The sequence below is a fragment of the Acidovorax sp. FW305-C-20-28 genome (genome assembly GCF_058783375.1).
This window is the reverse complement of sequence record NZ_JBYSYM010000001.1, coordinates 191,044-216,485: the sequence shown is the minus strand read 5'-3', so window position 1 is coordinate 216,485 and position 25,442 is coordinate 191,044. Positions and strand designations below refer to the sequence as shown.

General features: G+C 69.1%; 26 protein-coding genes. 14 read left to right on the top strand and 12 right to left on the bottom strand.

The window, feature by feature from the left end; translation table 11 throughout:
- Window positions 1–40: 40 nt before the first annotated feature.
- The 3 genes from AC3WOH_RS01060 to AC3WOH_RS01050 are packed head-to-tail and all read right to left on the bottom strand — an operon-like array spanning window position 41 to window position 2,831.
- Complete coding sequence (locus AC3WOH_RS01060; protein WP_492227564.1) at window positions 41–1,078, bottom strand: branched-chain amino acid ABC transporter permease; 1,038 nt, start codon at window positions 1,076–1,078, stop codon at window positions 41–43.
- Window positions 1,078–1,962 carry a branched-chain amino acid ABC transporter permease gene (locus tag AC3WOH_RS01055; RefSeq protein ID WP_492227972.1) on the bottom strand — a complete coding sequence of 295 codons (885 nt, stop codon included), beginning with the start codon at window positions 1,960–1,962 and terminating at the stop codon, window positions 1,078–1,080. Before AC3WOH_RS01055 ends, AC3WOH_RS01060 begins: the two co-directional genes overlap by 1 nt.
- A gap of 2 nt (window positions 1,963–1,964) precedes the next feature.
- Window positions 1,965–2,831: an ABC transporter ATP-binding protein gene (locus AC3WOH_RS01050; RefSeq protein WP_492227563.1), complete on the bottom strand. Its 867-nt coding sequence runs from the start codon at window positions 2,829–2,831 to the stop codon at window positions 1,965–1,967.
- A 149-nt stretch (window positions 2,832–2,980) separates the two neighbouring features.
- On the opposite strand from AC3WOH_RS01050, the gene AC3WOH_RS01045 reads away from it, so the two are divergent.
- The gene (locus tag AC3WOH_RS01045; protein ID WP_492227562.1) at window positions 2,981–3,709 is read left to right on the top strand and encodes a TetR/AcrR family transcriptional regulator; all 729 of its coding nucleotides are present in this window, start codon (window positions 2,981–2,983) and stop codon (window positions 3,707–3,709) included.
- Here AC3WOH_RS01045 and cueR read toward each other — a convergent pair.
- The 3 genes from cueR to AC3WOH_RS01030 form a co-directional block, all read right to left on the bottom strand.
- Entirely contained in the window at window positions 3,706–4,134 is a 429-nt protein-coding gene (gene cueR, locus AC3WOH_RS01040) for a Cu(I)-responsive transcriptional regulator (RefSeq protein ID WP_492227561.1), read from the bottom strand. The genes AC3WOH_RS01045 and cueR overlap by 4 nt on opposite strands.
- A complete protein-coding gene (locus tag AC3WOH_RS01035) occupies window positions 4,131–4,352 on the bottom strand; it encodes a heavy-metal-associated domain-containing protein (RefSeq protein WP_492227560.1) in 222 nt (73 codons plus the stop codon). The genes cueR and AC3WOH_RS01035 overlap by 4 nt, the downstream gene beginning before the upstream one ends.
- Before the next feature lie 111 nt (window positions 4,353–4,463).
- Complete coding sequence (locus AC3WOH_RS01030; protein ID WP_492227559.1) at window positions 4,464–5,552, bottom strand: flavodoxin family protein; 1,089 nt, start codon at window positions 5,550–5,552, stop codon at window positions 4,464–4,466.
- Window positions 5,553–5,661: 109 nt separating this feature from the next.
- Between AC3WOH_RS01030 and AC3WOH_RS01025 the strand changes: the two genes are divergently transcribed.
- The 3 genes from AC3WOH_RS01025 to AC3WOH_RS01015 all read left to right on the top strand — a co-directional run bounded on the left by AC3WOH_RS01025 (window position 5,662) and on the right by AC3WOH_RS01015 (window position 10,453).
- Window positions 5,662–7,914: a heavy metal translocating P-type ATPase gene (locus AC3WOH_RS01025; RefSeq protein ID WP_492227558.1), complete on the top strand. Its 2,253-nt coding sequence runs from the start codon at window positions 5,662–5,664 to the stop codon at window positions 7,912–7,914.
- Window positions 7,915–8,060: 146 nt separating this feature from the next.
- The gene (locus AC3WOH_RS01020; protein WP_492227557.1) at window positions 8,061–9,725 is read left to right on the top strand and encodes a methyl-accepting chemotaxis protein; all 1,665 of its coding nucleotides are present in this window, start codon (window positions 8,061–8,063) and stop codon (window positions 9,723–9,725) included.
- Between the two features lie 149 nt (window positions 9,726–9,874).
- Window positions 9,875–10,453 carry a hemerythrin domain-containing protein gene (locus AC3WOH_RS01015; protein ID WP_492227556.1) on the top strand — a complete coding sequence of 193 codons (579 nt, stop codon included), beginning with the start codon at window positions 9,875–9,877 and terminating at the stop codon, window positions 10,451–10,453.
- 5 nt (window positions 10,454–10,458) lie between these two features.
- Here the strand turns inward: AC3WOH_RS01015 and AC3WOH_RS01010 are convergent, their stop codons facing one another.
- Window positions 10,459–11,586: an alkene reductase gene (locus AC3WOH_RS01010; RefSeq protein WP_492227555.1), complete on the bottom strand. Its 1,128-nt coding sequence runs from the start codon at window positions 11,584–11,586 to the stop codon at window positions 10,459–10,461.
- A 172-nt stretch (window positions 11,587–11,758) separates the two neighbouring features.
- Here AC3WOH_RS01010 and AC3WOH_RS01005 point away from each other — a divergent pair, with 172 nt between their 5' ends.
- The 4 genes from AC3WOH_RS01005 (at window position 11,759) to AC3WOH_RS00990 (ending at window position 15,819) form a co-directional block, all read left to right on the top strand.
- On the top strand, window positions 11,759–12,988 hold the full coding sequence (locus tag AC3WOH_RS01005; protein ID WP_492227554.1) for a YbfB/YjiJ family MFS transporter: 1,230 nt from the start codon (window positions 11,759–11,761) through the stop codon (window positions 12,986–12,988).
- 132 nt (window positions 12,989–13,120) lie between these two features.
- The gene (gene tauA, locus AC3WOH_RS01000; protein WP_492227553.1) at window positions 13,121–14,137 is read left to right on the top strand and encodes a taurine ABC transporter substrate-binding protein; all 1,017 of its coding nucleotides are present in this window, start codon (window positions 13,121–13,123) and stop codon (window positions 14,135–14,137) included.
- On the top strand, window positions 14,127–14,942 hold the full coding sequence (locus tag AC3WOH_RS00995; RefSeq protein ID WP_492227552.1) for a taurine ABC transporter ATP-binding protein: 816 nt from the start codon (window positions 14,127–14,129) through the stop codon (window positions 14,940–14,942). The genes tauA and AC3WOH_RS00995 overlap by 11 nt, the downstream gene beginning before the upstream one ends.
- 4 nt (window positions 14,943–14,946) lie before the next feature.
- Window positions 14,947–15,819 (top strand): ABC transporter permease subunit, encoded by an 873-nt coding sequence (locus AC3WOH_RS00990; RefSeq protein WP_492227551.1) that lies wholly within the window; start codon window positions 14,947–14,949, stop codon window positions 15,817–15,819.
- A 21-nt stretch (window positions 15,820–15,840) separates the two neighbouring features.
- Here AC3WOH_RS00990 and gstA read toward each other — a convergent pair whose 3' ends face one another.
- The 3 genes from gstA to AC3WOH_RS00975 all read right to left on the bottom strand — a co-directional run bounded on the left by gstA (window position 15,841) and on the right by AC3WOH_RS00975 (window position 17,855).
- Window positions 15,841–16,449 carry a glutathione transferase GstA gene (gene gstA, locus AC3WOH_RS00985; RefSeq protein WP_492227550.1) on the bottom strand — a complete coding sequence of 203 codons (609 nt, stop codon included), beginning with the start codon at window positions 16,447–16,449 and terminating at the stop codon, window positions 15,841–15,843.
- Between the two features lie 97 nt (window positions 16,450–16,546).
- Entirely contained in the window at window positions 16,547–17,317 is a 771-nt protein-coding gene (locus AC3WOH_RS00980) for a class II aldolase/adducin family protein (protein ID WP_492227549.1), read from the bottom strand.
- 94 nt (window positions 17,318–17,411) lie between these two features.
- Window positions 17,412–17,855 carry a GNAT family N-acetyltransferase gene (locus tag AC3WOH_RS00975; protein ID WP_492227548.1) on the bottom strand — a complete coding sequence of 148 codons (444 nt, stop codon included), beginning with the start codon at window positions 17,853–17,855 and terminating at the stop codon, window positions 17,412–17,414.
- A gap of 178 nt (window positions 17,856–18,033) precedes the next feature.
- On the opposite strand from AC3WOH_RS00975, the gene AC3WOH_RS00970 reads away from it, so the two are divergent.
- Window positions 18,034–18,915 (top strand): ABC transporter substrate-binding protein, encoded by an 882-nt coding sequence (locus tag AC3WOH_RS00970; RefSeq protein ID WP_492227547.1) that lies wholly within the window; start codon window positions 18,034–18,036, stop codon window positions 18,913–18,915.
- Between the two features lie 68 nt (window positions 18,916–18,983).
- On the opposite strand, the gene AC3WOH_RS00965 is transcribed toward AC3WOH_RS00970, so the two are convergent.
- Window positions 18,984–20,123 (bottom strand): GlxA family transcriptional regulator, encoded by a 1,140-nt coding sequence (locus AC3WOH_RS00965; protein ID WP_492227546.1) that lies wholly within the window; start codon window positions 20,121–20,123, stop codon window positions 18,984–18,986.
- A gap of 157 nt (window positions 20,124–20,280) precedes the next feature.
- Between AC3WOH_RS00965 and AC3WOH_RS00960 the strand changes: the two genes are divergently transcribed.
- The 5 genes from AC3WOH_RS00960 to AC3WOH_RS00940 are packed head-to-tail and all read left to right on the top strand — an operon-like array spanning window position 20,281 to window position 24,733.
- A complete protein-coding gene (locus AC3WOH_RS00960; protein WP_492227545.1) occupies window positions 20,281–21,060 on the top strand; it encodes an amino acid ABC transporter ATP-binding protein in 780 nt (259 codons plus the stop codon).
- On the top strand, window positions 21,057–21,722 hold the full coding sequence (locus tag AC3WOH_RS00955; protein WP_492227544.1) for an amino acid ABC transporter permease: 666 nt from the start codon (window positions 21,057–21,059) through the stop codon (window positions 21,720–21,722). The genes AC3WOH_RS00960 and AC3WOH_RS00955 overlap by 4 nt, the downstream gene beginning before the upstream one ends.
- Window positions 21,719–22,405, top strand: coding sequence for an amino acid ABC transporter permease (locus AC3WOH_RS00950; protein ID WP_492227543.1), 687 nt, complete (start codon window positions 21,719–21,721; stop codon window positions 22,403–22,405). The genes AC3WOH_RS00955 and AC3WOH_RS00950 overlap by 4 nt, the downstream gene beginning before the upstream one ends.
- Window positions 22,402–23,829: an amidase gene (locus AC3WOH_RS00945; RefSeq protein ID WP_492227542.1), complete on the top strand. Its 1,428-nt coding sequence runs from the start codon at window positions 22,402–22,404 to the stop codon at window positions 23,827–23,829. The genes AC3WOH_RS00950 and AC3WOH_RS00945 overlap by 4 nt, the downstream gene beginning before the upstream one ends.
- A gap of 19 nt (window positions 23,830–23,848) precedes the next feature.
- Entirely contained in the window at window positions 23,849–24,733 is an 885-nt protein-coding gene (locus AC3WOH_RS00940) for an amino acid ABC transporter substrate-binding protein (protein WP_492227541.1), read from the top strand.
- A 169-nt stretch (window positions 24,734–24,902) separates the two neighbouring features.
- Here the strand turns inward: AC3WOH_RS00940 and AC3WOH_RS00935 are convergent, their stop codons facing one another.
- Window positions 24,903–25,358, bottom strand: a complete 456-nt coding sequence (locus tag AC3WOH_RS00935) for a carboxymuconolactone decarboxylase family protein (protein WP_492227540.1) — start codon at window positions 25,356–25,358, stop codon at window positions 24,903–24,905.
- Window positions 25,359–25,442 lie beyond the last annotated feature (84 nt).

Below are 25,442 nucleotides of genomic sequence, written 5' to 3'. Positions count from 1 at the left end.
GCTTGTCTCCTTCATGGTTTTATGGGCTGTGGCGGCTCTCTCAATTGCGGAAGGGCCACAGATGGAAAAAGCGGCGAATGCGCCGCCACACTTCTGCGAGCCCCTGTGGCTCGAACACCAGAAATCCGATGATCAGCAGGCCGAAGATCACGGTGCGCACGGGCGAGAGAAACACCGTGAGCTCGTTGCCGCCGGGCAGCAGGTCGACCACCAGTTTGAGCAGCTCGGGCACCATGGTCATGAACACCGCACCCAGGATGCCGCCCAGGATGGAGCCCATGCCGCCGACGATGATGGCCGCGAGGAAGAAGATGGACATGAGCAGCGGAAAGCTCTCGGGCGTGACCACGCGGAAAAAGTAGGCCCAGAGCCCACCGGCCACGCCCGCATAGAACGAAGACAAGCCGAAGGACAGCAGCTTGTAGCGCAGCAGGGGGATGCCCAGCACCTCGGCCGAGATGTCGCGGTCGCGGATGGCGATGAAGGCGCGGCCCACGCGCGTGCGAAACAGGTTGGCTGCGCCCAGCAGCATGAGCACGGTGACCGGCACGATCACCCAGTACAGGCGAAACGAGGTGTCGAGGGCCATGCCGAAGAATTTGGCCGGCGGCACGCTCAGGCCGCCGGTGCCGCCCGTGAACTTCCAGTTGGCGAAGATGAAGTGCGCGATGAACGAGGCCGCGATGGTGGCGATGGCCAGGTACAGGCCCTTCACGCGCAGCGAGGGGATGCCCACGACGATGCCGCCCAGCATGGCGACGAAGCCGCCCGCCAGCAGGTTGAGCACGAAGGGTGTGCCCACGCGCGTTTCCAGCACGGCCACGGTGTAGGCCCCCAGGCCCATGAAGGCCGCTTGCCCCAGGCTCACCAGGCCCGTGTAGCCGGTGAGGATGTTGAGCCCCGTGGCGCTGGCCACGTTGATGCTGACCAGGCAGGCCAGGTAGAGCCAGTAGTCGCTGGCCATGAACGGGAAGAGCAGCAGCAGCGCCGCGGCCACGGCGAGCCAGACCTTCTGCGTGCGCGAGTCGAACAGCGCCGCATCGGCGACGTAGGATTCCTTGAGGGTGCCTATGCGCATCAGAGTCTCTCGATTTCGTGGGTGCCGAACAGGCCGTATGGGCGCACCAGCAGCACCGCGACCAGCACGATGAAGGTGGCCAGGAGCTTGTATTCACCGCCCAGGTAGGCGCCCGCCAATGCTTCGACCAGGCCGATGAGCAGCCCGCCCAGCAGGGCGCCCAGCACGCTGTCGAGCCCGCCCACGATGACGACGACCAGCACCGACAGGCCGAACACGCCCATGCTCGACGAGATGCCGCCGATGGAGCCGACGATGATCCCCGAGACCGCCGCGATCATGGCCGAGGCCACCCAGGCCAGCGAGAACACGCGCGGCACGTTGATGCCGACCGAGTAGGCGGCGGCCTGGTCGCTGGCCGTGGCGCGCAGGGCCACGCCGCCGCGCCAGAAGCGGAACACCAGCAGCACCGCCGCGATGAAGGCCACGGCGATCATGGCGCCCCAGAACACCTTGGGGGCGAGGAAGGCGTCACCCACCATGATGGGCTTCGTGGGCATGAACTCGGGCAGGCGGCGCTGGTCGGCGGTCCAGATCATCTCCACCAGGCCCACGAGCACCGAGGCCAGGCCCACGGTGACCATGAAGACGGAGATCGGCGGCTCGCCCAGCAGCGGGCGGATCATGGTGCGCTCGATCACCGCGCCCAGCAGGCCCGAGCCCAGCACCGCAGCGGGAATGGCCAGCCACAGCGGCAGCGCGAAGGTGGCGGCAAAGGTGAAGAACAAATAGGCGCCGACCATGAGCAGTTCGCCGATGGCGATGTTGACCACGCGCGTGGCCTTGTAGACCATGACGAAGGCCAGCGCCGCCAGGGCGTACAGGCCGCCGCCGGCAATGCCGGTGAGGCTGATCTCGAAGAGGTAGGCCCAATCGACATTCATCATCATGCGGTGGCTCCCTGCACGGGTGCAGCGGCGCCCGCCTGGAACCGGGCGCGCAGGTCGCCCACATTGCCCGCGCCCAGGTAGGCGCGGACCACCTCGGGGTTGGCCTGCACCTCGGCCGGCGTGCCCTGGGCGATGACCTGGCCGAAGTTGAGCACCACCACATGGTCCGACAGGTCCATCACCATGCCCATGTCGTGCTCGACCATGAGCACGGTGACGCCCCATTCGGCGCGCACGTCGAGGATGAAGCGTGCCATGTCCTCGGTCTCCTCGCGGTTCATGCCGGCCACGGGTTCGTCGAGCATCAGCACCTCGGGCTGCATGGCCAGGGCGCGGGCCATCTCCACGCGCTTTTGCAGGCCGTAGGGCAGGGCCGAGACGGGGGCGTGGCGGATGTGGTCGATCTCCAGGAAGTCGATGATGCGCTCCTCGATGTCGGCGCGCAGCTGCGCCTCTTCGCGGCGCGCGCGGCCGATGTAGAGCAGCGCGTCGAGCACGTTGGTCTTGAGGTGCGCGTGGCGGCCGAGCTTGATGTTGTCGAGCACCGTCATGCCGCGAAACAGCGCGATGTTCTGGAAGCTGCGCCCCAGGCCCAGGCGGGCGCGCTGCGGTGCCGGCACGCGCGTGATGTCCTGGCCCTTGAAACGGATGGCGCCGCTGGCTGGGCGGTAGAAGCCCGAGATGGTGTTGAACAGCGAGGTCTTGCCCGCGCCGTTGGGGCCGATCACGGCGGTGATGGAGCCGGCCTGCACGCCAAAGCCCACGCCGGTGAGCGCCTTGACCCCGCCAAAGGCCAGGGTCACGCCATCGACCTGCAGCAGGGGCGCGCTGGCGGGGGGAATGCCGGGTGGGTGTGTCTCCATTGGCTTTCTAATGCGGGTTTGTGCTGACCAGAAAATGCCTGCAGCGCTGCAGAAATTTCCTACTTGTGCGTAAACTGTTTACTCGCGAGTAGATTCTGGAAGCCCCTGCGCCAAACCAGCATCCGTACTTTCCCGAGGAATTGCCTGCCATGCCCAGCCCCACCGTGTCGCCCCCCCGCAGTGCCGAGCGCCCCTCTGCCTCGCCCTGGGCGCCCGCGACCCACCGCGAACAGCAGCGCGAGGCCAAGCGCAATGCCGTGCTGCAGGCGGCCGCCCAGCTGTTCAATGAACGCGGCTTTCACGCCACCTCGCTCGACGACATCGCCGCGCGGCTGAACGTGACCAAGCCCACGCTGTACTACTACGTGAAGAACAAGGACGAGATCCTGCTGCAGTGCGTGAGCAAGGGCCTCGAAATGATGCTCGAGGGCATCGATGCCTCGCGCGCCGCTGGCGGCAAGGCCATCGACCAGCTCATGACCTGCATGCAGGTCTATGCGCGCATCGTCACCGAGGATTTCGGCAAGTGCCTGATCCGCGTGGGCGACGAGCAGTTGCCGCCCGAGAGCCGGGTGGAGCTGCGGCGCCTCAAGTCCGCCATCGACAAGGAATTCCGCCGCCTGGTGGCCGAGGGCGTGGAGGAGGGCTCGTTGCAGCCCTGCGACCCGAAGATGACGGCCTTTGTGATCGCCGGCGCGCTCAGCTGGATCGGCCGCTGGTACCAGCCTGGCGGCGAGTACACGGCCGAGCAGGTGGCCGAGCAGTGCATTGCGACGCTGTGCCAGGGCGTGCTGCGGCGTGCCACCGATGGGGCCGCGGCCAAGGCGCCTGCCAAGCGGGTGCGCAAGGCCGCGCCGGCCGCCCGCAAGCGCACTTAGTGCCGGGCAGGGGCTGGCTCCCCGGCCAGGTCATCGAGGATCGGGCAGTCCGGCCGCTCGTCCCCATGGCAGCACGAGACCAGCGTCTGCAGGCTGCGCTGCATGGCCTGCATGGCGGCGATGCGCTCTCCCAGGTCGGCGATGTGCTCCTGCGCAATGCGCTTGACCTGGCTGCTGGCGCGGCTGCGGTCCTGCCACAGGGCGAGCAGGCCGGCGATCTCCTCCATCGAGAAACCCAGATCGCGTGCGCGGCGGATGAAGCGCAGGCCGTGCACGTCGGCTTCGGTGTACTGGCGGTAGCCGCTGTCGGTGCGTGCCACGCCGGCCACCAGGCCCAGGGATTCGTAGTGGCGCACCATGCGCGCCGAGACACCGGCGCGGCGCGCGGCCTCGCCGATGGGCACGGGCCAGGCGGTCTTGCTCATGCCGCGACGGCGTAGCCTTCTTCGGCGATGGCCGCGGCCAGCGCTGCGCGGTCGGCGCTGCTGCGCTCCACGCGCACACTGCCGCTGGCGCGGTCGATGCGCACCGTGGCATCGGGGTCCACGCCCTGCACGGCCTGGGTTACGGCGCGCTCGCAATGGCCGCAGGTCATGCCCTGAACCTGGAAGTCGTAGCTGGTGGGGGTGAACGGTGCTGTCATGGGAAGGCTCCTTGCTGAAAAAGTCATTGGGATGGCAGGGAGCGTAAACCTTCACATGGCGGCAAGGTCAAGCGCTGTGCACAAGACCTTGGCGCGGGCCGCCTTTTGCAGCTACTTGGGGCGCGGCCGCTTCACGCGTGCATCGGGGCGCGAAAGCCGGCCCGCGCGCAGCTCGCCCACGGCCACCGCCAGGGCCTGGGCAGCCCCACGGATCTCGGCCTGCATGGCAGTGTCGCGGTCCAGTACCTCGTGGCTTTCGGCATAGCTTTCGTAGTAGCCGATGTAGCGGTCCAGGCGGGCGGCGGGGCCGGCGTCGATGAAGCCCATCCAGTCGAGCCAGTCCGACAGGCCGCGGCGCGTCATCTCGATGCCGGCCACGTCGCCGTGCACGGCCAGGGCGTAGGTGCGGCCTTCCAGGTGCTTGGGGTAGCCCCAGCCGGCCAGCTCCAGCGCCTTGGCCTCGGCGGACTTCTTGCCGTGGGTGCTGGTGGGGTCGGGGTTGCCGCCGTCGGCGCAGACCAGGCGGTCGATCATGAGCTTGAGCGGGCTGGGCGATTGGTACCAGTACACGGGGGTGATGATCATCACCCCGTGCGCGGCGGTCCAGCGCTCGTAGATCTCGTTCATCCAGTCGCCGGTCTGGCGCATGGCGTGGTTGGGGTAGCAGCTGCACGGAAAGTGGCACAGCGGCATGGCGGTGGAGACGCAGCCCTTGCAGGGGTGGATATGGCGGCCGTAGTCCGACGTGACGCGGCTCAGGTCGAGGGTGTCGACCTCGATGTGCTCGGCCGCCAGCACGTCGCGCGCCATGTTCAGCATGCGCCAGCTCTTGGAGATCTCGCCGGGGCAGGTGCCGTCGTTGCGGGCCGAGCCGCATACCAGCAGCACGCGCGAGGGGCTGGCCGGGTCGGCCCAGCGCTGGCGCGCGGCATCGATGCGCTCCTTGGCCTCGATCCAGTCGACCGACAGTTCGTAGTCCGGGTCGGCATAGCCGGGGCCGGCCTTGCGCGTGCGCGGGGCCTTGCGGTTGTCGTCGTAGTTGCGCCAGGCGATGGCTTCGATGCGGTCCAGTGCGTCGGCAGCCTCCTGGGCAAAGCGCGGGTCTTGGAAGTCCAGCAGAAAGCGTTCGCGGAAGGCGGCGCGGTCCAGCGGGTCCGGGGCCTGGCCGGTGCGCGCCCGGGGGGGTGTGGGGCTTGTCATGGAGAAAATTCGACCACCGGCCGCCCGGCGGATGTATCGGACAAGGCGCCGACTTGATCTGCGGCAAGGGCTTGACCTTGACACCATGGCAAGCTGTAACTTCGCTGCCATGAACACACTTTCTTCCACCCCACTCCCCGATCCGGCGCTGGCAGCACCGGCCCTGCAATTCGACCTGGGCGTGGGCGGCATGACCTGCGCGAGCTGCGTGGGCCGCGTGGAGCGCGCGCTGCGCAAGGTGCCGGGCGTGCAGGAGGCCTCGGTCAACCTGGCCACCGAATCGGCCCGCGTGGCCCTGGCCGCGCCCGCAGGCAGCGACGCGGCGGCGCTGGAGGCACAGCTGCGCCGCGCGGTGCGCAATGCGGGCTATGAGCCACTGGCCAAGGGGGAGGGCGAAGCGGCCGAGGATCTCTCGCCCTGGGCGGGCTTCCTGCCCGTGGGTGTGGGCCTGGCGCTCTCGGCTCCACTGGTGCTGCCCATGCTGGGCGACCTGTTCGGCCAGCACTGGATGCTGCCCGCCTGGCTGCAGTTCCTGCTGGCCACGCCGGTGCAGTTCATCCTGGGCGCGCGCTTTTACAAGGCGGGCTGGCATGCGGCCCGGGCGCTGACAGGCAACATGGACCTGCTGGTGGCCGTGGGCACCAGCGCGGGCTGGGGCCTGTCGGTGTGGCTGTGGCTCACGGCGCACGCAGGGCATGCGCCGCACCTGTATTTCGAGGCCTCGGCCGTGGTGGTCACGCTGGTGCTGCTGGGCAAGTGGCTGGAGGCGCGCGCCAAGCGCCAGACCACGGCGGCCATCCGCGCGCTGCATGCGCTGCGCCCCGATGTTGTGCACCTGCTCGGCAAGGCCGGCGAGGTGGACGTGCCCGTGGCCGAGGTGCTGGTGGGCGACCGGCTGGTGGTGCGCCCGGGTGAGCGCATTCCGGTGGACGGCACGGTGCATGAGGGCCACACGCAGGTGGACGAATCCATGCTGACCGGCGAGCCCCTGCCCGTGGCGCGCGAGGTGGGTGCGCCGCTCACGGGCGGGTCCATCAATGGCGATGGGCGCATCGTGATGGCCGTGACGGCCGTGGGCGCCGAGACGGTGCTGGCCCACATCATCCGCCTGGTGGAGGATGCGCAGGCCGCCAAGGCGCCGCTGCAGCGCCTGGTGGACAAGGTCTCGGCCGTGTTCGTGCCGGTGGTGCTGCTGATCGCCCTGGCCACCCTGCTGGGCTGGCTGTGGGCCGGTGCGGGGCTGGAGGTGGCGCTGATCCATGCCGTGGCGGTGCTGGTGATCGCCTGCCCCTGTGCGCTGGGCCTGGCCACGCCGGCCGCCATCATGGCGGGCACGGGCGTGGCGGCCAAACACGGCATCCTGATCAAGGACGCGCAGGCGCTGGAGCGCGCCCACCAGGTGGACACGGTGGCCTTCGACAAGACCGGTACGCTGACCGTGGGCCAGCCGCGCCTGACCGCCTTCGAGGTGGTACCCGGTGTGGACGAGGCCGCCGTGCTGGCTGCCGTGGCCGCGGTGCAGAGCGGCAGCGAACACCCGCTGGCGCGCGCCGTGGTGCGTGCGGCGCAGGAGCATCAGCTGGCCCTGCAGGCCCCCGATGCCGTGCGCGCCGTGCCCGGCCGGGGCACGGAGGGCGAGGTGCAGGGCGCCAGCGTCCTCGTGGGCAGCCTGCGCTGGATGCAGGAACTGGGCGTGGAGCTGGGCGCCCTGGCGCGCCGTGCAGCCGACCTGCAGGCCGAAGGCGCCACCGTGTCGGTGGTGGCCGAGCGCACGGCCCAGGGCCTGGCCTTGCGCGCGCTGCTGGCCTTTGGCGACGAACCCAAGCCGGGCGCGCGCGAGGCCTTGGCGGCCCTGAAGGCCCGGGGCATCCGCACGGTGATGGTCTCGGGCGACAACCGGGGCGCGGCCGAGGCCATGGCGCGCCGCCTGGGGCTGGACCCGGCGGCCGGCGAGGTGCGGGCCGAGGTGCTGCCCGGCGACAAGGCCACGCAGGTGGCCGCGCTGCAGCAGCAAGGCGGCCGCGTGGTGGCCATGGTGGGCGATGGCGTCAACGATGCACCGGCCCTGGCCGCCGCCGACGTGGGCATGGCCATGGGCAATGGCACGGACGTGGCCATGCATGCGGCCGGCATCACCCTGATGCGCGGCGACCCGCTGCTGGTGGCGGCGGCGCTCGATATCTCGCACCGCACGGTGCAGAAGATCCGCCAGAACCTGTTCTGGGCCTTTGCCTACAACGTGGCCGGCATTCCGCTGGCGGCGCTCGGTTACCTGAGCCCGGTGGTGGCCGGGGCGGCCATGGCGCTCAGCTCGGTCAGCGTGATGGCGAATGCCCTCTTACTCAAGCGCTGGCGCATGTGATAAACACGTATGGCGTGCGGTCACACATGTCTGGCAAACTGCAACGTTTTGTTGCAGTCGGGCGGACACGGGGGCAGGGTGCTTGCATGGCAGAGTATCCCTTGCAGTCCGGCACCGGCATCCCTACCAAATGAAGGATGACAGACATGAATCTTTTCACGCTCATGCGGCAGTTCACCATTCGATTTCGAATGCTGGGTGCCATTGCCGTGGTGCTGGGCCTGCTGGGCCTGCTCGGTGGGGCCGGCATGCTGGGCATGTTCCGCATTGCCGCGCTCAGCGAGGACTTCATGTCCCACTCGTTCGCCGAAGTGGGCCACATGGCCGAGCTGCGCGGCGAGATGGGCACCATCCGCCAGCTCGAGAAGGACATGATCATCGGCTATGAAAAGCCCGAGGTCGTGAAGGCCGCGCACGCCAAGTGGCTGGCCAGCCAGGAGAAGGCCAAGAAGGTCGCGAACCAACTGCTCGAAGGACCGGAAGACGCGAACAACCCGGTGGTGCGCGACATCATCAAGCGCCTGGACAGCTACCGTGAGCAGTTCGCCCATGTGGCGCGCCAGCTCGAAGCCGGCGGCTACGACACGGCCACCATCGCCAACCGCATGAGCGGCAAGGCCGTGGCCGAGTTCGACCAGGCCGACAAGCTCATGGTGCAACTGGACACGGTGCTGCGCTCCGACGTGACCCAGGCCGTGGAACAACAGGGCAAGGTGACCAGCCAGACCAAGTGGCTGTTCGTGCTGGCCGTGCTGATCACCGTGGTGGTGGTGGTGCCGCTGACGCTCTTGAACATGGTCTCCATCTGCAACCCGCTGGCCGAGGCGCGCCGCATGGCGCAGGCGATCGCTGGGGGTGACCTGTCGCAGCCCATCCGCGCCGAGGGCAAGGACGAGGTGGCCGACCTGCAGCGCGCGCTGGGTGACATGCAGCAGGGCCTGGGTTCGCTGGTGGCGCAGGTGCGCGATGCCAGCGGCAACATCGCCACGGCCAGCCAGGAGATCGCCACGGGCAACCAGGACCTGTCGCAGCGCACCGAGCAGACGGCCAGCAACGCGCAGGAGGCCGTGGCCTCGCTGTCGCAGCTGACCTCCACCGTGCAGCAGACGGCCTCGTCCTCGCAGATGGCCAACCAGCTCGCGGCATCGGCATCGAACACCGCCACGCGCGGCGGCTCGGTGGTGCAGCAGGCCGTGGCCAGCATGCAGGAGATCTCGGCCTCGAGCCGCAAGATCGGCGACATCATCGGCCTGATCGACTCCATCGCCTTCCAGACCAACATCCTGGCGCTGAATGCGGCCGTGGAAGCCGCCCGTGCGGGCGAGCAGGGCCGCGGCTTTGCCGTGGTGGCCTCGGAGGTGCGCAGCCTGGCCCAGCGCTCGGCCGCGGCGGCCAGCGACATCAAGGGCCTGATCCACAACAGCGTGACCGCCGTGGACGGCGGCGTGCGCCACGTGGAAGACGCCGGCACGGCCATGAAGGAAATCGTGGCCAGCGTGCAGCGCGTGGGCGACATCATCGGCGAGATCACGGCGGCGGCCACCGAGCAGTCCGCCGGCATCGGCCAGGTGAACCAGTCGGTGGGCGAGATCGACCGCATGACGCAGCAGAACGCGGCGCTGGTGGAGGAGTCCGCCGCGGCCGCTGAGTCGCTGCGCGAGCAGGCGGCGCGCCTGTCGCAGGTGGTGCAGCAGTTCCAGCTGGCCGAATCGATGTCCCATGGCGGCCACGGTGGCGGCCCCGTGGCCCAGCCGCAGCAGCACGCATCCTTGCGCGCACCCTCGGCCTCGCGCCCGCTGCTGGCACGCTGATACCGGCCCCCAGGCGGTCTGCACAAGGCCCCGCGCGCTTCGGCGAGCGGGGCCTTTTTCATGGGCAGGGTTGACTTGCGTCAGCCGGCGCGCGGGGCCTGCATGGCACCCTTGGGGTTGTTGAACAAACACCATCCCGGAGCCGTGCCATGCCCTACACCAGTCTGCAAACCATCCGTGAAGAGCATGCCTCGCTGGCGGCCGTGCTGCGCTCGCTGGAGCTGATGCTCGACCGGGGGCCGGGCGATGCGCCAGCCCCGTTCTTCGATGTGATGCGCGCGATGCTGTTCTACATCGACGAGTTTCCCGAGCGCCAGCACCACCCCAAGGAATCGCAGTGGCTTTTTCCGCGCGTGGCCGAGCGTGCACCCGAGGCGGCCGAGGCCATTGCCCGGCTGGAGCGCGAGCACGCCGGGGGCGAGGCCGCCGTGCGCGAGCTGCAGCACCTGCTGTTGGCCTGGGAACTGCTGGGAGAGACGCGGCGGCCCCCGTTCGAGGAGGCCCTGCACCGCTATGTGGCCTTCTACCTGGAGCACATGCGGCTGGAGGAGTCCGTGGTGCTGCCGGCGGCGCATGCGCACCTGGAGGCCATGGACTGGGTGGAGATGGACATCGCATTCGCAGCGAATGCCAACCCTCTGGAGTCCGGCCCAGCCCGGGATGCAGCCTATGACCGCCTGTTCACGCGCATCGTGATGCGAGCCCCCAGCCCTATCGGGCTGGGGTAGATGCCTTACGTCGCCTCAGCGAGCGTGGGGTAGTCGGTATAGCCCTTTTCGCCGCCGCCGTAGAAGGTGCTCTGGTCCCAGGCGTTGAGCGGGGCTTTCTGGCGCAGGCGCTCGACCAGGTCGGGGTTGGCGATGTACAGCTTGCCGAAGGCCACGATGTCGGCCGAGCCGTCGGCCACGGTCTTCTCGGCCAGGCTGGCGTCGTAGGCGTTGTTGGTCATCCAGGCGCCCTTGCCGCCGGCTGCGCGGTAGGCGGCCTTGAGGGCGGCGTAGTCGAAGGGGCGGTCGGGCAGCTCGCGTGGGCCGCCGGTGGCGCCTTCGATGATGTGGATGTAGGCCAGGCCCAGCGGGGCGAGCTGGCGCACCACGTAGTCGAACAGGGGTTGCGGGTCGGCGTCCACGATGTCGTTGGCAGGCGTGACGGGCGAGAGGCGGATGCCGACCTTGCCACCGCCCACGGCGTCGACCGCGGCGCGCGTGGCTTCGAGCAGCAGGCGGGCACGGTTTTCGATGCTGCCGCCGTAGTCGTCGGTGCGCTGGTTGGCGCCGGTCTTGAGGAACTGGTCGAGCAGGTAGCCGTTGGCACCGTGGATCTCCACGCCGTCGAAGCCGGCGGTCTCCACCGCGTTGCGCGCGGCGGCGGCGTAGGCGTGCACGATGCCGGGCAGCTCGGAGGCGTCGAGCGCGCGCGGCTGCGAGGTTGGCGCAAAGCTGCCCTTGCCGGTGGCGCGGTCGATCAGATAGGTCTTGGACTTGGCGATGATCGCCGAGGGCGCCACGGGCGCGCCGCCATCGGGCTGCAGGTCGTTGTGCGAGATGCGGCCCACGTGCCACAGCTGGGTCACGATCTTGCCGCCGGCTTCGTGCACGGCGCTGGTGACCTTTTTCCAGGCGTCGAGCTGCTCGGTGCCGTACAGGCCGGGCACGTCGGCATAGCCCTGGCCCTGGTGGCTGATGGCGGTGGCCTCGGTGATCAGCAGGCCGGCGCTGGCGCGCTGGGCGTAGTAGGTGGCGGTGATGCCGGCCGGCACGGCGTTGGGCGCACGGTTGCGCGTGAGCGGCGCCATGGCGATGCGGTTGGCCAGGTGCAGGTCACCGACCTGGATGGGATCGAAAAGCGAAGGTGTGGACATGCTGCGGTGCTTTCTATCGTTCGTTCCTGCGGAGGTCGCAGGGACCGGAAATGACGGACAAGCGTATTCGCAATCGGCAAAGCCTGCAGTGGACTGGCGCAACCAAGGGCAAGGGATTTGTGCTATTTTCAGGCGCCCGGGGCGACAGCGTGGCGGTGCCCTGCGCGGCACAATGGCCGCCATGAGCACTGCCGCCCCTGCGCCTTCTTCTACCCCCTTGCTGCGCCATGGCCTGTGGCTGGCCGTGGCCCTGTCGATGGGGGCGGCGGTGTCGCTGGGCATCACGCGCTTTGCCTATGCGCTGCTGCTGCCGCCCATGCGCGCGGACCTGGCCTGGTCGTACACGCTGGCCGGTGCCATGAACACGGTGAACGCGCTGGGCTACCTGCTGGGTGCGCTGGCCACGCCCTGGCTGCTGCGCCGCCTGGCGCCGGGCACGGTGCTGGTGGCGGGCTCGGTGCTGGCCACCGTGTTCATGGGCCTGTGCGGCTTTTTCGTGGAGGCCGCCCCGCTGCTGCTGCAGCGCCTGCTGGCGGGGGTGGCGAGCGCGCTGGTCTTCGTTTGCGGCGGGCTGCTCGCTGCGCGGCTGGGGGCGCAGCAGCCCGGGCGCAGCGGGCTGCTGCTGGGCCTGTACTACGGCGGCACGGGCTGGGGCATCAGCCTGTCGGCCGTGCTGGTGCCGGCAGTGCTGGCTGCCGCACCGGGCCCGCACCCCTGGGCCTGGGCGTGGTGGGCGCTGGCGCTGGCCTGCGTGGCGGCCACGCTGGTGCTGCTGTGGCCGGCGCGGGCGCTGCAGGCCCTGGCGGCACCGGCTGCTGCGTCTGCACAGCCGGCAAGCGGCAGCGTGCGCTGGGCTGCATTTGCGCCAGCGCTGCTGGGCTATGGCCTGTTCGGCGTGGGCTATATCGGCTACATGACCTTCGTGGTGGCGCTGCTGCGCGAGCAGGGCGCCAGCGGCACGGCCGTGACCTGGTTCTATGCGCTGCTGGGGTTGGCCGTGGTGCTGTCCTCGCGCATCTGGGCGGGCCTGCTCGACCGCAGCTGCGGCGGGCAGGCGCTGGCCCTGCTCAACGGCCTGCTGGGCGTGGCCACGGTGCTGCCCGCGCTGACCTCGGCCTGGCCGGTGGTGCTGGCCTCGGGCCTGCTGTTCGGGGCGGTGTTCCTGTCGGTGGTGGCATCCACCACGGCGCTGGTGCGCCACAACCTGCCGCAGGCGCTGTGGGCCAGCGGCATCAGCGCCTTCACCATCGTCTTCGCGGGGGGGCAGATCGTCGGGCCCACGGTGGTGGGCTGGATCGCCGATGGCCCCGGCGGCCTGGCGCGCGGGCTGGTGTTCTCAGCCTGCGCGCTGTGGGTGGGCGCAGCGGTGGCATCGCGGCAGAAGCCATTGGTTGCTGCATAGACGCTTTTCGCATATCCAAGCGCGAAAGCAGTGCAAGGCCGCGAGGGCCCTGCTGCCTAGAATTTTTCTTTCCTGCCGGACCGTTTCGGGCTGGCGTCGACAGACCCGAGAGAGAAAAAGGAATTCGTCCCGATGGCAGCAACACGCAGAACCAGCATCCAGGCCGCGGCCCTGGCCGTGGGCATGGCCCTGGGCTTCAGTGCCCTGGCGCAGACGCGCGAAGTGGTGATCGGCTACCAGGACATGGTCGTGCCCTGGCGCCATGCGCAGGAAACGCGCGAGGTCGAGAAGCGCACGGGCTACAAGGTCACCTACCGCAAGCTGGGCAGCGGCGCCGAGGTGGTGCGCGCGCTGGCCTCGGGCGCCATCCACATCGGCGAGGCGGGGTCCTCGCCCATTGCCTCGGCGATTTCGCAGGGCGTGCCCGTCGAGGTGTTCTGGGTGCTGGACAACATCAACGATGCCGAGGCCCTGGTGGCGCGCAACGGCGCGGGCGTGAACAGCCTGGCCGACCTCAAGGGCAAGAAGGTCGGCCTGCCCTATGTGTCCACCACGCACTTTCATGCGCTGGTGGCGCTGCAGGACGCGGGTGTGGACCCCAAGAGCGTGCAGATCCTGAACCTGCGCCCGCCCGAAATCCTGGCGGCCTGGGAGCGCGGCGACATCGACGCCACCTTTGTCTGGGACCCGGTCCTCGCCAAGGCCAAGGCCGGCGGCAAGGTCATCGTGACCTCGGGCCAGATCGCGGCCAAGACGGGCAAGGCGACCTTCGATGGCTTGGCGGTGAGCAAGTCCTTCGCCAAGGAGCACGACGCCTTCCTCGCGCAGTTCGTGCAGGTGCTGGCCGATGCCGACAAGGCCTACACCGGCAACAAGGCCGCGTGGAGCGCCGATTCGGCCGAGGTCAAGTCCCTGGCCAAGTGGAGCGGGGCCGAAGCGTCCACCGTGCCCGCAAGCCTGGCGCTGTATGCCTTCGTGCCGCCCACCGAGCAGGCATCGAACCAATGGCTGGGCGGCGGCAAGGATTCGGGCGTGGCGAAGTCGCTGGCGGCCACGGCGGCCTTCCTCAAGGAGCAGGGCACCATCCAGAACGTGCTGCCCGACTACGCCGTGGGCGTGAACCCGGCCTGGGTCCGGCGTGCCAAGTGACGACGACAACGCCGAGGGCCTGCGCATACGCGGCCTGAATGTGCGCTACGCCGGTGCATCGCCCGTGCTGGCGCTGCAGGACGTGGACCTCGACATCGCGCGCGGCGAGCTCGTGGTGGCGCTCGGTGCCTCGGGCTGCGGCAAGACCACGCTGCTCAACTGCATTGCGGGCTTCACCGAGGCCTCCTCGGGCCGCATCACGCTGAATGGGCGCGAGGTGGCCGGGCCCGGTGCGGAGCGCGGCGTGGTGTTCCAGAAGCATGCGCTCATGCCCTGGCTCGACGTGGTCGACAACGTGGCCCTGGGCCTGCGCCTGCGCGGCGTGCCGCGCGAGGAGCGGCGCCGCCTGGCCACCGAGCAGCTGGCCCTGGTGGGGCTGGAGGCCTTTGCCAGGGCGCCCGTGTGGCAGCTCTCGGGCGGCATGCAGCAGCGCGTGGGCATTGCGCGCGCGCTGGCCAGCGACCCCGAGGTGCTGCTCATGGACGAGCCGCTGGGTGCGCTCGACGCCTTCACACGCGAGTCGCTGCAGGAGCTGGTGCTGCAGCTGTGGCAGCGCACGGGCAAGACCATTTTCTTCATCACCCACGACGTGGAGGAAGCGCTGTTCCTGGCCTCGCGCCTTATCGTGATGACGCCGCGGCCGGGCCGCATCGCGCAGCAGCATGCGCTGGACTTCAACCGCGAGCACCTGGCGGGCCGGGCAGCACGCGCGGTGAAGTCGGACGCGCAGTTCATCGCCTGGCGCGAGCGCGTGCTGGACTGGATCGCACCCAGCGTGGCCCAGGGGGAGACAGCCGGTGCCTGATGCGATGAGCCAGATCCTGGTGATCCCCGGTATCGGCCGCGATGCACCCGGGGCCGCCGTGCCCGCGCAAGCGGCCTTGCCGCGCGCCGTGGCCCCCTTCCGCCTGCCCGGCAGCGGGCCCAGCCGCGCCATCAGTGCCGCCACCGTGGCCGCGTTGGTGGCGCTGTGGTGGCTGGCCACGCAGCGCGGCTGGGTGCCGCCGCTGTTCCTGCCCGCGCCCGAGGCCGTGCTGCGCGCCTTCGGCGATGCCTGGCGCGGCAACATCCAGGGCGGCGAGCCCTTGTGGAAACACCTGCAGTGGAGCGCGATCCGCGTGTTCGGCGCATTTGCGCTGGCGGTGGTGACGGCCGTGCCGGTGGGCATTGCCATGGGCGTGAGCCGCGTGGCGCGCGGGGTGTTCGATCCGCCCATCGAGTTCTACCGGCCGCTGCCGCCGCTGGCCTATTTGCCGCTGATCGTGATCTGGCTGGGCATCGACGAGGCGTCCAAGATCCTGTTGATTTACCTGGCGTGTTTTGCGCCCATCGCGCTGGCCGCCAAGGCCGGCGTGCGCAGCGCCAGTGTGGAGCAGATCAATGCGGCGCTGTCGCTGGGCGCCAGCCGCTGGCAACTGGTGCGGCACGTGATCGTGCCGGCCGCGCTGCCCGAGATCCTGGTGGGCCTGCGCATCGCCATCGGCTTTGGCTGGACCACGCTGGTGGCTGCCGAGATGGTGGCGGCGACCGTCGGGCTGGGGCAGATGGTGCTCAATGCCTCCAACTTCCTGCGCACCGATGTGGTGGTGATGGGCATCCTGGCCATCGGCCTGGTGGCCTGGGGCTTCGACTGGTGGATGCGCTGGCTGGAGCAACACCTGGTGCCCTGGAAGGGGCGCTGAGCCCCTCCGGGGTTGGCTGGCTTACTTCAGCAGGCCTTCGGCCTTCATGGCTTCCTGCACGGCGGGGCGGGCGCCCACGCGCTCGCGGTAGGCCGCCAGGTTCGCCAGGGCGGAGATGTCCACGTTGGTGGGCTTGGCCCAGTTGGTCACGGTGAACAGGTAGCCGTCGGCCACGGTGAACTGCTCGCCCATCAGGTACTGCTTGTCCGCGAGCTGGCCGTCCACCCACTGCAGGCGCTGCAGCAGCTTCTCGCGCGCCATGGTCTTGTATTCCTCGGGCGTGGCGGGGTTGAACAGGGGGCTGAAGCCCTTGTGGACCTCGGTGCCGATGAAGGTCAGCCATTCCTGCAGGCGGTAGCGCTGCAGCGAGCCATTCTGCGGGGCCAGCATCTTGAGCGGCACCTGGTCGGCGATGTACTGCACGATGGCCGGGCCTTCGCGCAGGCGCGTGCCATCGTCCAGCTCCAGCATGGGCACGTAGCCCAGCGGGTTGATGGTGTAGTAGTCCGTGCCATCCTGCAGCTTGTGGCTCTTGGTGCTGGCCAGCACGGGCGTGTAGGCCAGGCCTGCTTCGTGCAGGGCGATGTGCGGGGACAGGGAGCAGGCGCCAGGAGAGTAGTAGAGCTTCATTTTTGGGTCCTCTGGTGAAAATGGCAGGAGCCCACTATCCTATGCGTTGCGCCCGCCTTTTGCATGACGCGGGCGGTAAAGCACCGCAGGGCCCGTGTCAGGTGTCGTAACCAGGTGCATCGCGCTGCGCCTTGCGCAGCAGCGACGGCCAGACAAAGGCACCGCCCAGCCCGCCGGTCTGCACGCGCATGGCCTGGGCCACGCCGCTCACGATCTGCGGGTCCACCGAGGTGACTTCGCCGCCGGCCTGGGCGTCGATCTGGATGCGGCAGGTGTTCTCGAAGGTGTACATCGACAGGAAGGCATCGGCGATCGACTTGCCCACGGTGAGCAGGCCGTGGTTGCGCAGCATGAGGAAGTTGGCCTCGCCCAGGTCGGCCTGCAGGCGCGGCTTTTCCTCGTCGCGGAAGGCCACGCCCTCGTAACCATGGTAGGCCAGCGAGGCCAGCACGAAGGTGCTCTGCTGGCTGATGGGCAGCACGCCGCATTTCTGCGCGCTCACGGCGACCCCTGCGCGGGTGTGGGTGTGCAGCACGCACTGCGCATCAGGCCGGGCCTCGTGCACGGCGCTGTGGATCACGAAGCCGGCCGGGTTCACGGGGAAGGGCGAGTCGTGCAGCTTGTTGCACTGCATGTCCACCTTGATCAGGCTCGACGCGGTGATCTCGTCGAACATCAGGCCATAGGGGTTGATGAGGAACTGGTGCTCGGGGCCCGACACCGATTCGGGCAGCTTGGCGCTGATATGGGTGAACACCAGGTCGCTCCAGCCGTACAGCGCCACCAGGCGGTAGCAGGCGGCCAGGTCGCAGCGCAGCTGCCATTCTTCGGGGCTGACGCTCTCTTGCAGGGAGGGGATGGCGATCATGGGGCGTGTCTCCTGGAATGTCTTGTGAGGGAAAGCCACTGTAGGGCGCTGCGCGCACGGGCGCTGTCAGGCAGGCTACACAAGCCGCAGAAAGTCAGGGCGCCGCAGCACCGGTCTCGTAGAGGGCGGGAAAGTAGCGCTCCATCAGCGACTGGGGGCGCAGCGGCGCGGTGAAGCCGAAGCTGGCATACAGGCCATGGGCGTTGCTGGTGGCCAGGGTGAAGCGGCGCAGGCCCTGGAGGTCGGGGTGGTCCATGACGGCCTGTACCAGCTGCCTGCTGTAGCCCCGGCCGCGGAACGCCGGCAGCACGAACACATCCACCAGGTTGGCGAAGGTGGCGCGGTCGGAAATCACGCGCGCAAAGGCCACCTGGGCACCGTCCACGAAGCCGCCAAAGCACAGCGAATGCGCCAGCGCGCGCTGCACCGTGGCCAGCGGAATGCCCCGGGCCCAGGTGGACTGCTCGGACAGAAAACGGTGGATGAGTGCCACGTCGAGCGCGGCCGGGTCGGTGGAAATGCGCAGGGTGGTGTCCATGGCAAAAAGTATACGGATGGGCGGGCGAGGCGGCTGCAGCGGTGTTTTCCCGCAATGTCGCGGGCATTCCATTTCGCCGTGCGCGCCTCCAATCGCGGCGTGGCGGGCGTCCCTACAGTCGATTCACCCCATCGCCCGATGGGAGGAAACAACCCCCGGACTTCTGGAGATCACCACCATGTTCATCACCACGCCCACTTCAAAAATCGGGAGGCTGCTGGCCTCGTTCGCGGCCGCCACCGGCCTCTTGTCCCTGGGCCTGTCCGCCCATGCCCTGGAGACCGTGGACAAGGGCGCCTTCACCATCGCGTTCTCGGGCGACATGCCCGGTACCGGCTACCAGGACGGCAGGATGGTGGGCTACGACGGCGAGATCCTGCAGCGCGCCGCCGAGTCGCTCAAGCTCAAGGTCAAGCCCGCGCTGATGGAGTGGTCGGGCACCATCGCCTCGGTGCAATCCAAGCGCGTGGACGTGATGGCCGGCACCATGGGCTGGACGGAGCAGCGCTCCAAGATCATGGCGCTGAGCGATCCCATCCACTATTTCAAGAACGGCATCACGCAGTCCGACAAGACCGACTGGAGCAAGCTCCGGGACCTGGAGGGCAAGAAGGTCGGCACCATCACGGGCTTCTCGTTCATCCCGGAGCTGCGCAAGATCAACGGCCTGCAGCTGGCGCTGTACGACACCTCGGACGCGGCCGTGCGCGACCTGCTGGCCGGGCGCATCGACGCGGTGATCGGCGACCCGCCGGTGATGCAGTACGCGATCTCGCAGAACCCGCAGTGGAAGATCAAGTTCAATGCCTTCACCGATGCCTCGCCCGACTACCCGCTGCTCACGGGCCTGGGCCAGGTGGTGTTCGGCCTGAACAAGGACAACCCCGAATTGCTCAAGGCGGTGAACACCGAGATCGCCAAGCTTTGGCAGAGCTGCGACCTGCGCAAGATCGGCAAGGCCTATGGCCTGGTGCAGGATGTCTGGTACGTCCCCGTGGGCCAGAACGCCCGGGCCGGCGTGGACCGCGCGGCGGACTGGAAGCTGCCGTCCTGCAAGTGACTTTCTGACTCCTGGCGAGCCGCATGCATGCCCCGTGGGCACGCATGCGGCTTTCTTGCTGGCTTGCCTCAGGCCTCCACGGTGCCGGCCTGCAATGCCTTGCGCATGCGCCCTGGCGGCATGCCGTACAGCTGCTGGAAATGCCGGATGAAGTGCGAGGCATCGGAGAAGCCGCACTCGTAGGCGATGGTGATGATGGGCAGCTCGGTGCTGGTGAGCATCCAGCGTGCGTATTTGAGGCGCGCGTTGCGGTAGTACTCGGACGGGGTGGTGCGCGTCTCGGCGAGGAAGACGCGTTCGAGCTGGCGGCTGCTCGAATCCACGAGGCGCGCGATGACCGCGATCTCCAGCGGCGTGCCGATGTTCTTTTCCATCAGCACGATGGCCTGGCGCAGCTTGTCGTGGTCGGCCGTGCCGTAGCCCAGCGCGTGGCGGCGCGCCACATGGGTGCTGCGTGCGGCGGGGTTCACCGTCATCTGGTGGATGACCTTGGCCGCACGGTCGGGGCCGCAGTGCAGGCGCACCAGCTCGGCCGTGAGCTCCACGATGGAGATGCCGCCCGCGCAGCTGATGCGGTCGCCGTCAAACACGTAGTGGCAGTCGGTGCTGTAGTCGAGCGCGGGGAAGGCGGTCTTCCAGTCCTCCACATGGTAGGGGTGCACACAGGCGCGGCGCCCGGCCATGAGGCCCGCGTGCGCGAGTGCGAACGTGCCCGTGCAGATGCCGATCAGCGGCTTGCCCTGCGATGCCGCTTCGCGCAGGAAGGCGGTGTAGCGCGGGTGCACCGTGGGGATGGCGGGCAGCAGCCCGCCGATGACGGCGATGTAGTCGTAGTCGTTCTCGGACGAGAGCGAGTCCTGCACCGCCACGGGCACGCCGCAGCTGGCCTGCACCGACTGGCCGGGTACCCCGAGGATGGTCCACGAACAGCGGATCTGGCGGCTCTGGTCGCCCACGTCGGCGGCGTGGCGCAGGCCGTCGCACAGGCCGGCCAGCGAGAGCAGGGGGAACTGCGGCCACAGCAGGATGCCCACGCGCAGTTCCGTGGCCGTGCCCGAGGGCCTGCGCTTGGGTGCGGCCACTGCCTTGGCTGCATCAAGCTTGCCGATCAATGCACCAATGTCGCCTGTGTTCTGTGCACTGGCCTGGTGCGGTTGCGCACCAATCTTGGCAGGATTGAGGTCGGCTCGGTGTTTGGGTGGTGGCATGGGGTTTTCCCTGCATGTCGCATACGTTCAATATAGCGGCGACCGCCTGCAATGAACAGAGGGGCACCCTTCCTAGCATGGAGGCACTGGGTAACGAGGGCGAACGGCTGCAAGGACCGTGCCGCGGCACCCGTTGTCTTGTCTGGAGAACCATGCTGTGAACGACGACCAACCCCCCCTGCTGCGCGTGAGCGGCCTCAAGAAAAGCTACGGCCCGGCCGAGGTGCTCAAGGGCATTTCCTTCGACCTGAAGAAAGGCGAGACGCTGTCGCTGATCGGGCCCAGCGGCTCGGGCAAGTCCACCTGCCTGCGCTGCCTGAACTTCCTGGAAAAGCCCCAGGCCGGCGAGGTGCTGCTCGGCACCGAGCGCATCGGCCAGCGGCCCGATCGCAAGGGCGGCTGGCGCCTGATGAGCGACACCGAGATGGCGCCGCAGCGCCGCGAGATCGGCATGGTGTTCCAGCTGTTCTACCTGTGGCCGCACCTCACGGTGAGCGAGAACGTGGCGCTGGCCTCCATCAAGGCGGCAGGCATGCGGCGCGACGAGGCCCATGCGCTGGCCGAGGAGATGCTGGAGAAGGTGCACCTGCGCCACAAGGCCGATGCCTACCCCGAGCAGCTCTCGGGCGGGCAGCAGCAGCGCGTGGCGATTGCGCGCACGCTGGCACAGAAGCCCCAGCTCATCCTGTTCGACGAGCCCACCTCGGCGCTCGACCCCGAGCTGGTGGGCGAGGTGCTGGGTGTGATCCGCGAGCTGGCCGAGGAGGGGCGCTCGATGATCCTGGTGACGCACGAGATCCGCTTTGCGCGCGATGTGGCGGACCGCGTGATCTTCATGGATGGCGGCCACATCGTGGAAGAGGGCCCCGCCGCGCAGGTGATCAACCAGCCCCGCATGGAGCGCACGCGCAGCTTCCTCGGCCAGGTGGGGGCATGAGCATGCCGGGCATCGACACCCTGACCCTGATCGTGGCCACGCTGGCGCGCGGCGCGCTCACGGCCGCGCAGGTGGCCCTGGGCGCGGGCCTGCTTGCGGCCGGCCTGGGCCTGTTGCTGGCGCTGGTGGTGGTCTTCGTGCGCAATCCGTTGCCGCGCGCCGCCATCGCGGCCTATGTGGAATGGATGCGCAACGTGCCGGCGCTGGCGCACCTGTTCGTGCTGTACTTCGGCCTGGCCTCGGTGGGCGTGCGGCTGTCGCCGCTCACGGCCGCCGTGCTGGGCCTGGGCCTGGTGGGCGCGGCCGTGCTCTGCGATGTGTTCGCGGCCGGCCTGCGCTGCCTGCATGCGGGCCAGCGCGAGGCGGCCCTGGCCGTGGGCCTGACGCCCGCGCAGGCACTGCGTTCGGTGCTGCTGCCGCAAATGCTGCGCGTGACCTTGCCCTCGCTGGGCAACTATGCGAGCCAGCTCGTCAAGGACACGTCCATCGCCTCGGCCATCGCGGCACCGGAGGTGATGTTCTACGCGCGCAACCTGGTCACCTCGACCTTCGAGACGCCGCTGATCTACCTGACGGCCATGCTGCTCTACGCGGCCATGGTGCTGCCCATCAGCTGGGCCTTTGCGCGGCTGGAACGCCGCACCGCAGGGGGTGTGCGATGAATGCCTTTTTCGCGATCTATGCCGAGTACCTGGGCGAGTGGGGACCGCGCCTGCTGCAGGCGGCCCGGGTGACGGCCGAGCTCTCGGCCATCGGCTTTGCCATCGCGCTGGTGCTGGGCGCCGTGCTGGTGTGGATGCTGCGCAGCGGCGTGGGTGTGCTGCGCCATGCCGCCAACGGCTTCATCCAGCTGCTGCGCGCGGTGCCGCTGCTGGCCCTGCTGCTGGCGGTCTACTTCGCGCTGCCTTCGGTGGGCATCACGCTGTCGGGCTACTGGGCCGGGGCCATCGGCCTGGGGGTGCACGGTGCGGCCTATGTGGCCGAGATCCTGCGCGGCGGGCTGCAGTCGGTGCATGGCGGGCAGCGCGAGGCGGGGCTGGCCGCGGGCCTTACGCCGCGCCAGGTGTTCCTCTGCGTGACGCTGCCGCAGGCCCTGCGCGTGATGCTGCCGCCGCTGCTGTCGAGCTATGTGGCGCTGCTCAAGGACAGCTCGCTGTGCGCGCTGATCGCCACCAACGAGTTGATGCTGGCAGCGCGCGCCATGTCCAGCGAGTACTTCCTGCCGCTGCACATCTTCCTGCTGGTGGGCTTGCTGTACTTCGCCATCGCCTTTCCCCTGTCGATGTGCTCGCGGCTGCTGGAACGCCGCCTGGCCCAGGGACGCCGCACGGTGGGTGCGGCATGACCACGACGACCAAGGATTCCATGACCTCCCTGACCTATGCACCGCTGGAGCAGCTGGCCCAGGCCATCCAGCACGGAGAGCTGACGAGCGAGGCGCTGCTGGAGGCGCAGCTCGCGCGCATCGCGCGCCACGGCAAGCAGCTGCATGCCTTCACCGAGGTCTATGCCGACGAGGCCCGCGCCGCGGCGCGTGGCCTGGACCAGATGGCACGCGCCGGCATCCGCCTGGGGCCGCTGCACGGCGTGACGGTGGCGGTGAAGGACTTGTTCGAGGTGGCGGGCAAGCCCATCGCGGCGGGATCGAAGGCGCGGCCGCCGCGCACCTCGGTGGTCAGCGCGACCGTGGTGGAGCGGCTGCGTGCAGCCGGCGCCGTGGTGATCGGCAAGACGCACACGGTGGAGTTCGCCTTTGGCGGCTGGGGCACGAATGCCGTGATGGGCACGCCCTGGAACCCCTGGGACCTGCGCACCCACCGCACGCCGGGGGGCAGCAGCAGCGGTTCGGCTGTGGCGCTGGCGGCCGGCCTGTGCACGGCCAGCATCGGCACGGACACGGGGGGCTCGGTGCGCATCCCGGCGGGTCTGTGCGGGGTGGTGGGCCTCAAGACCACGCGCGGGCTGGTCAGCCGCCACGGGCTCATCGAGCTGTGCCCCACGCACGACACGGTGGGCCCGCTCACGCGCACGGTGCGCGACAGCGCCATTTTGCTCGACGTGCTCTCGGGCCCCGACCCGCGCGATGCCGTCTCGCTGCCGGTGCCCGCACGCGCGGTACTGCCGCAGCTCGATGCGGCGCGCGGCGTGGCCGGCATGCGCATGTGGGTGCTGCCCGAGGCCGAGCGCGCGGACGTGGCCCCCGAGGTGCTGGCCGCCTGCGACGAGGCCGTGCGCGTGCTCGAAGGCCTGGGCCTGCAGCGCGTGGAGCGCGCGCTGCCGCAGAGCCTGGCCGAATCCATGCGCGTGGCCGGCAGCCTGATGAGCGCCGAGGGCTATGCGAACCTGGGTGCCCTGTTCGAGCAGGAGGGGCTGGAGTTCGACCCGCATGTGCGCCGGCGCATCCTGCTGGGGCGCGACATCGGGGCGGCGCAGTACCTGCAGCTGCTCAGGCTGCGCGAGCAGGCCAAGGCCGAGATGCTGGCCGCCATGGACGGGGTGGACGTGTGCGCCTTTCCGACCAATGCCATCGCCGCGATCCCGCTCACCGAGGTGGACGAGCTGGCCACGCCGCTGTCGCGCCTGGGCCGCTTCGTGAACCTGCTGGACCTGTGCTCGGTAGCGGTGCCGGCGGGCTTCACGCGGGCCGGCATGCCGGTGTCGCTGCAGTTCATTGCGCGGCCGTTCGACGAGACCACGGCCCTGCGTGTGGGCCAGGCCTTCGAGCGCGCGACGCGCTGGTACCTGGCCGTGCCGCCGGGCCTGGGCTAGGCCGCACGAGGAGCCCACCATGCATGCACGCGTTCTCGCAAAGTCCCTGCCGCTCCTGGTCGCGCTGGCCTTGTTGGGGCCGTTGTGCCAGGCGCAGGGCACGACGGGCGGCGCGCTGGCCCGCATCGCGCGCAGCGGCACGGTGCAGGTGGGCTACATCCCCACGCCGGGCACCTTTGCCTTCCGCGATGCGGCGGGCAACACCGTGGGCTATTCGATCGCGGTGTGCATGAAGGTGGTGGAGGCCCTGCGCAATCAGCTGGGCCGGCCGGACCTGCGCGTGGCGTTCCGCCCGCTGGAGGCGGCGCAGCGCATCCCGCTGCTGCAGGCCGGCAGCATCGATATCGAGTGCGGGGGCAACACCAACACGGTGGGCCGGCAGAAGGCGGTGGATTTCTCGCACACGCTGTTCACCACCGGCGTGCGCTTTCTCGCGCGCCAGTCGGTGCAGCTCGACGGCGTACCCAGCCTGTGGCGCCGGCGCATTGCGGTGAGCAAGGGCACGACGGCGCAGGAGACGCTGCAGCGCGTTGAACGCGAGCAGGAGATCGCCGTGACCGTGGTGGCCACCGACGCTGAGGGCGTGCGCCTGGTGGAGCAGGGCGAGGTCGATGCATTCGCGCAGGACGATGTGCTGCTCTACGGCCTCATCGCATCCTCGCCGCTGCGCGGGGAGCTGCATGTGACGGGCCGCCACCTCACGGTGGAGCCCTATGCCTTCATGCTGCCCAAGGACGACGTGCCGTTGCGCGAGGTGGTGGACCGCACGGTGCTGGGGCTGATGCATTCAGGCGAGCTGGCGGCGCTGTACCGCCAGTGGTTCGACACGGCCACGCTGCGCATCCCGATGAGTGCGCACATGCGCGAGAACATCCGCTACCCCAACAAATACGGTATTCCGTAGTGAAGCACCCCCTGAGTCGCTTCGCGCCTTCACCCCTCTCTCGACCCGCTGCGCGGGTCGGGAGGGGGACGCTCCCAGCGCGGCGGGGCGGCCCTTGCGCGGGAGCACTGGCATTGGCCGCGCCAGTTGCATGCGTTGCGTAGCGCAGTAAATGGCCCAGATGGCCGGCTCAGGTCCCCTGCGGGATGGGGCTGCGCATGCCGGCGTTGATCAGGTTCCAGGCGTTGATGACGCCGATGGCAAAGCCGAGTTCGGCGATCTCGGTGTCGTTGAACTGGGCCTTGAGCAGGGCGAATTCCTCGTCGCTGGCGTCGCTGTGCGGCGTGGCGGTGATGATCTCGGCCCAGCGGAAGGCGGCACGCTCGCGTTCGCTGAAGAAGGGGGCTTCGCGCCAGCCGGCCACGGCGTTGAGGTGGCGCGGCTCCATGCCGTCCTTGACGAGGTAGGTCCAGTGCATGTCCATGCAGTAGGCGCAGCCGTTGATCTGCGAGACGCGCAGGAACACGAGTTCGGCCAGGCGGGCGCCGATGCTGCCCTTCTTGATGGTTTCGGACAGGTTGACGAGGCCCATGAAGGCCTTGTTGGCGAGCTGGTGGTAGGGCAGGCGGGCGGTGTGCTGGGACATGGTGAAAACTCCGTTGGGTGGTGATGAAGGGTTGAAACCTGGAAGGCGCCGAGCCTTTCGTTGCCTTCCATACCCTTCAAGACG

Coding starts and splice junctions, on each gene's coding strand:
- AC3WOH_RS01025 (WP_492227558.1), top strand. CDS start 5,662: ATGAACACACTTTCTTCCACCCCACTCCCCGATCCGGCGCTGGCAGCA.
- cueR (WP_492227561.1), bottom strand. CDS start 4,134: ATGAGCAAGACCGCCTGGCCCGTGCCCATCGGCGAGGCCGCGCGCCGC.
- AC3WOH_RS00935 (WP_492227540.1), bottom strand. CDS start 25,358: ATGTCCCAGCACACCGCCCGCCTGCCCTACCACCAGCTCGCCAACAAG.
- AC3WOH_RS01050 (WP_492227563.1), bottom strand. CDS start 2,831: ATGGAGACACACCCACCCGGCATTCCCCCCGCCAGCGCGCCCCTGCTG.
- AC3WOH_RS01015 (WP_492227556.1), top strand. CDS start 9,875: ATGCCCTACACCAGTCTGCAAACCATCCGTGAAGAGCATGCCTCGCTG.
- AC3WOH_RS01020 (WP_492227557.1), top strand. CDS start 8,061: ATGAATCTTTTCACGCTCATGCGGCAGTTCACCATTCGATTTCGAATG.
- AC3WOH_RS00980 (WP_492227549.1), bottom strand. CDS start 17,317: ATGATCGCCATCCCCTCCCTGCAAGAGAGCGTCAGCCCCGAAGAATGG.
- AC3WOH_RS00950 (WP_492227543.1), top strand. CDS start 21,719: ATGAATGCCTTTTTCGCGATCTATGCCGAGTACCTGGGCGAGTGGGGA.
- AC3WOH_RS01035 (WP_492227560.1), bottom strand. CDS start 4,352: ATGACAGCACCGTTCACCCCCACCAGCTACGACTTCCAGGTTCAGGGC.
- AC3WOH_RS01060 (WP_492227564.1), bottom strand. CDS start 1,078: ATGCGCATAGGCACCCTCAAGGAATCCTACGTCGCCGATGCGGCGCTG.
- AC3WOH_RS00970 (WP_492227547.1), top strand. CDS start 18,034: ATGTTCATCACCACGCCCACTTCAAAAATCGGGAGGCTGCTGGCCTCG.
- AC3WOH_RS01010 (WP_492227555.1), bottom strand. CDS start 11,586: ATGTCCACACCTTCGCTTTTCGATCCCATCCAGGTCGGTGACCTGCAC.
- AC3WOH_RS00990 (WP_492227551.1), top strand. CDS start 14,947: ATGAGCCAGATCCTGGTGATCCCCGGTATCGGCCGCGATGCACCCGGG.
- gstA (WP_492227550.1), bottom strand. CDS start 16,449: ATGAAGCTCTACTACTCTCCTGGCGCCTGCTCCCTGTCCCCGCACATC.
- AC3WOH_RS01005 (WP_492227554.1), top strand. CDS start 11,759: ATGGCCGCCATGAGCACTGCCGCCCCTGCGCCTTCTTCTACCCCCTTG.
- tauA (WP_492227553.1), top strand. CDS start 13,121: ATGGCAGCAACACGCAGAACCAGCATCCAGGCCGCGGCCCTGGCCGTG.
- AC3WOH_RS00955 (WP_492227544.1), top strand. CDS start 21,057: ATGAGCATGCCGGGCATCGACACCCTGACCCTGATCGTGGCCACGCTG.
- AC3WOH_RS00940 (WP_492227541.1), top strand. CDS start 23,849: ATGCATGCACGCGTTCTCGCAAAGTCCCTGCCGCTCCTGGTCGCGCTG.
- AC3WOH_RS01045 (WP_492227562.1), top strand. CDS start 2,981: ATGCCCAGCCCCACCGTGTCGCCCCCCCGCAGTGCCGAGCGCCCCTCT.
- AC3WOH_RS00975 (WP_492227548.1), bottom strand. CDS start 17,855: ATGGACACCACCCTGCGCATTTCCACCGACCCGGCCGCGCTCGACGTG.
- AC3WOH_RS00965 (WP_492227546.1), bottom strand. CDS start 20,123: ATGCCACCACCCAAACACCGAGCCGACCTCAATCCTGCCAAGATTGGT.
- AC3WOH_RS00945 (WP_492227542.1), top strand. CDS start 22,402: ATGACCACGACGACCAAGGATTCCATGACCTCCCTGACCTATGCACCG.
- AC3WOH_RS01030 (WP_492227559.1), bottom strand. CDS start 5,552: ATGACAAGCCCCACACCCCCCCGGGCGCGCACCGGCCAGGCCCCGGAC.
- AC3WOH_RS01055 (WP_492227972.1), bottom strand. CDS start 1,962: ATGAATGTCGATTGGGCCTACCTCTTCGAGATCAGCCTCACCGGCATT.